We start from the raw sequence: 4,354 nt of genomic DNA on the forward strand, positions 1-4,354 counted from the left end.
GCTGGAGAAGATGCTTCAGGAGCGGTATGCCCCCCGTACACAGACTCTTACACATAACTCTTGACACGACCGGGGCGACAGTACTGGGGCAGCAGACCAGGCCCATCTCGGACCCAGCGGTGGTAGAAGCTGCTCGGAAAGAAGGAAGGCTGATCATCTATTCCTCCACTGACCAAAGTAGCGCCCAAGCTCTCTTAAACGACTTCCGCAGCCTCTATCCATTCATCCAGATCGAATACAACGACCTAGGTACCCAACAGATTTACGATCGCTTTGTCAGTGAGACTGCCGCCGGGGCGAGGAGTGCTGACTTTTTGTGGTCCAGTGCCATGGAGCTTCAAGTGAAGCTGGTTAGCGAAGGCTACGCTTTGGCCTACGACTCTCCTGAGGCAAAGAACTGGCCAAGCAATGCGCGTCTGGAAAACCTTGCTTATGGCACCACCATGGAGCCGGCGGTAATTGTTTACAACAAGCGGTTTCTCAAGCCTGAGGAGGTGCCCACCACCCGTGAGAGCCTGGCCCGATTGATCCAGGAACCCCGTATGCGAGGGCGTGTAGCCACGTGGGACCCTGAGCGAAGCGGCGTGGGCTTTACCATCCTTAAAGCTGACTACGACCGCTTTCCGGCCTTCCAGGAGTTGGCCCGGGCCTTTGGAAGGGCGCAGGCTGCACTCTACTCTTCCACCGGAGCGGCTTTTGAAAAGGTGATCTCTGGCGAGCACTATATGGCCTATGGCTTTTTTGGTTCTTACGCCCTTCTCCGGCAGCGCACGGTGAAGGACCTGGGCATTGCCTATCTAACCGACGGAACGGTGGCCATTCAGCGTGTGGCGTTTATTAGCAGGAGGGCAGCCCATCCCAACGCTGCCAAACTGTTCTTGGACTACCTCTTGTCCTTAAGAGGGCAGAACTTGATGGCCTACACCGCTCTTATTCACGCACGGCGGGAAAGCGTGGTGGGAGAAGCCTCACCTAAGGCCATCTACCAGGCGGTAGGCGGAAAGGATAAGGTGTTCGTCATTCCCGTATCGCGGGACATACTTAGGAATCTAGATCCGGCTGAACGGCTCCGTTTCCTTACCTTCTGGCGGCAGGCGGTTAAGGGTCAGTAGGGGTAGGGGATGGAGGCAAGGGGGAGGCAGTTCAGAAAGGGGGGGAAGATCTGGCTTTTACCCTTGCTGGCTTTCCTGGTGGGGTTATTGGTTCTGGCCCCCATCGGGATTCTTTTGTACCAGAGCTTGCTAAGTGCTCCTTTCTTTGCGCCGGCCAAGCGCTTTACCCTCGAGGCCTACCGTTATGTCTTCCACGACCCCTACTTTTTTGAGGCCCTTAAGAACTCCTTGATGATTGGCTTGGGCATGGTGGCCTTGGCGGTTCCCTTAGGGAGTCTATTTGCCTTTCTCGTTGTTAAGACGGATCTCCCCTTTGCCCGCTGGTTTGAGCTTCTTCTCCTGGCCCCCATCTTTATTTCGCCCATCATCTTGGGCATTGGGTTCATCGTGGCTTTCGGGCCTTCAGGGTTTGTTTCTGGCTGGGTGGCTTCTCTCCTTGGTGGGGTGCCGTGGACCATTTACACGGTGCCTGCTATTGCGGTCATTGCTGGGCTTACGCACGTACCTTACGTGTACTTGTATGTGGCGAGCACCATTCAGAACGTGGACGCCTCCTTGGAGGAAGCCGCTCGGGTAGCGGGTGCAGGGCCTTTTCGGATGGCGATGACCGTTACCCTACCCCTGGTACGGCCCGCTCTCATTTACAGCGGCATCCTCATGCTTCTCCTGGGTTTTGAGCTCTTTGGCCTTCCTCTCGTTCTGGGGGATGCCAAGGGAATCATGGTGGTCACCACCTATCTGTACCGCCTTACCGCCATCACCGGTTCCTCGGCCTATCACCTGATGGCGGCGGTGAGCATCGCCATCGTTTCCATCGCCCTGCTCTTGGTTCTTCTACAGCGCTTCCTTTTAGGGAGAACGGAGGGCCGTTTTGTGGCTGTGGGAACCCGGGGGCATCGTTTGGAACGCCTTCCCTTGGGTAGGTTGCGGTGGATGTGGGCTGGTGTCCTGGGTCTATACCTCCTCGTGGCCGTGGTGCTGCCTATCCTAGGAGTGGTGTTACGTAGCTTGGTCATCAGCTGGGGCCCTGGGGTGGATCTCCTCGAGGTGCTGACCCTTGCCCACTATAGGGAGATCTTCACGCTGCCCAACCTGAGCCGGGCGGTGACCAACACCCTTCTGGTGGCCTCTGTAGGAGGATTGCTGTCCCTAGTCTTCTACCTCTTCGTAGCCTTAGGGATCCAGCGGGGCCAGGCCTGGGGGAGGTTCCTGGATTACCTTTCCGGGATCCCAAGGGCGGTGCCTGGTCTGGTAATGGGTTTGGCTTTTCTATGGGTATTTCTCTTTGTGAAGCCCTTAGCCCCTATCCGGGAAACGCTCCTTAGTTTGCTCATAGCGTACACCGTGGTCTGGACACCCTATGGGGTGCGGCTCCTCACCGCTGCCCTTTTGCAGGTGGGTCGCGAGATGGAAGAGGCAGCTCGGGTGGCGGGGGCTTCGCCTGCCAGGGCTTTCTTGAACGGGACTCTGCCCCTTCTGCGAGGGGGGCTTCTTACTGCCTGGTTTCTCTTGTTCATCCAGTTTGTGCGTGAGTACTCCACGGGTGTATACTTGCTGACCTCAGGGACCGAGGTTATAGGGGCCCAAATCGTGGCCCTGTGGGGCACAGGAGCTGTGGAGATCATCGCTGCCTTGGCCACGATACAGGTGATCATCGTGGGCTTGGTGTTCCTGCTGGCAAGCCGGATCGGCGTGAGGCCGCAGGGCCTTTAGATGGGGAGCGGGTTCATGTACGAGGCCGGATTTAAACCCATTGCCCAAGGGGTTGCCCATCCGTTGGAAGTGGAGGGCCTGGAGGTTTCCCTCGGTGGAAACCCTATTCTAAAGGGGGTATCCCTTCGCGTGGTTCCCGGGGAGATTGTGGCCCTTCTGGGGCCTTCGGGTTCAGGGAAAACCACCCTTCTGCGGGCGGTGGCCGGTTTGATCCGGCCTACCTCGGGACGGATTGCTTTGGGATCCGAGGTGTTTTTCGATGGAAGAAGGGGGGTTTTCTTACCGCCAGAGAGGCGGAATTTGGGCTTGGTCTTTCAGTCCTACGCCCTTTGGCCCCACCGCACGGTGTTCGATAACGTGGCCTACGGCTTGCGCCTTCGCCGGATACCCGAGGACAGGGTGCGGGAGAGGGTCTTGTCCCTGTTGGACCGCCTGGGGCTTACCGGGCTGGAACGACGCTACCCAGGGGAGCTTTCCGGAGGGCAGCAACAGCGGGTTTCGCTGGCCCGGGCTTTAGCCTACGACCCCAACCTTCTCCTCTTGGACGAGCCTCTCTCCAACCTGGACGCCAAGCTGAGGGATCAGGCCCGGGTGTGGTTGCGGCAGACCTTGAAGGCAACCGGGAAGGCCGCCCTCTTTGTTACCCACGATCAGGCAGAAGCCATGGCCATCGCCGATCGCATTGCCCTGCTCAGAGAGGGGCTGGTCGAGCAGGTAGGTACGCCCGAGGAGCTTTACCGGCATCCCCGGACGCTTTTCGTAGCTGACTTCTTGGGAAACCCCAACGTGGTGGACGCCTTGGTGCTGGAGGTGGGGGACGAGTTTGCCCGCCTCGAGCTCTCGGGGTTTCCGGTTCGCGCCCGTGTGATGGCCCCTCTGACCCCAGGCAGGTTGGCCAAACTGGTCCTTCGTTCGGAGGACTTGCGGGTAGCTACACCTGGTGAGGTGAACACCGTGGAGGGAGAATTGGCCCATAGCCTTTATTTGGGAGCCCAGTACGAGCACTGGCTGCGGGTAGGGGACACCCTGCTGCGCTTCCAGTGGAAACAGCCCTTGGTTGGTTCGCGAATCCAGGTGGCCTTCGACCCAGAGAAAGCCTTGGCCTACCCCGGTTAGGGCAATAATGCCCTTGTGGCGCGTGCACTTGGGCTACCCCTACTGGTGTTGGCCTTCTTCCTCGCCGCTTACACCGCGGTCGTGTAAGGATTTATGTGTAAGGGTCCGTGTTTAATAGGGGGGCACACCTTAGCACGAGGAGGTGCCCCGTGGACCAGGATACCTTGCGAATCTTGCTGAGGGAAGCGGTGCGGGAGACGGTGGCCGAGGTTTTGCAGACGGTTCTGGAGTTGGACCGGACGGCCTTCTTGCAGGTGCACGGAGGCCGCAGGAACGGCTACTACCCCCGCAAGCTGGAGACCGCCTTTGGCCAGGTGGACCTGAAGGTCCCTAGGGATCGGGAATCTCGGTATTACCCGGCTTTCCTTAAGCCCTACGTCCGCCGCCTGGTGGACGTGGGGGAAGTGGCGGTA

4 protein-coding genes are annotated in these 4,354 nt (G+C 58.9%); all 4 read left to right on the forward strand.

From position 1 onward, the window contains the following. Nucleotides 1-83: 83 nt before the first annotated feature. A complete protein-coding gene (locus G584_RS0111150; RefSeq protein ID WP_420834811.1) occupies nt 84-1,112 on the forward strand; it encodes an ABC transporter substrate-binding protein in 1,029 nt (342 codons plus the stop codon). A 9-nt stretch (nt 1,113-1,121) separates the two neighbouring features. Further along, nucleotides 1,122-2,825: an ABC transporter permease gene (locus tag G584_RS0111155; RefSeq protein WP_028494666.1), complete on the forward strand. Its 1,704-nt coding sequence runs from the start codon at nt 1,122-1,124 to the stop codon at nt 2,823-2,825. 15 nt (nt 2,826-2,840) lie between these two features. Next, entirely contained in the window at nt 2,841-3,941 is a 1,101-nt protein-coding gene (locus G584_RS0111160) for an ABC transporter ATP-binding protein (RefSeq protein ID WP_051209282.1), read from the forward strand. A gap of 107 nt (nt 3,942-4,048) precedes the next feature. Next, nucleotides 4,049-4,354: transposase (locus G584_RS0111165; protein WP_028494489.1), on the forward strand; the 306-nt coding region annotated here is incomplete at its 3' end.

It is taken from the genome of Thermus antranikianii DSM 12462, from assembly GCF_000423905.1.
GTDB lineage: Bacteria > Deinococcota > Deinococci > Deinococcales > Thermaceae > Thermus > Thermus antranikianii.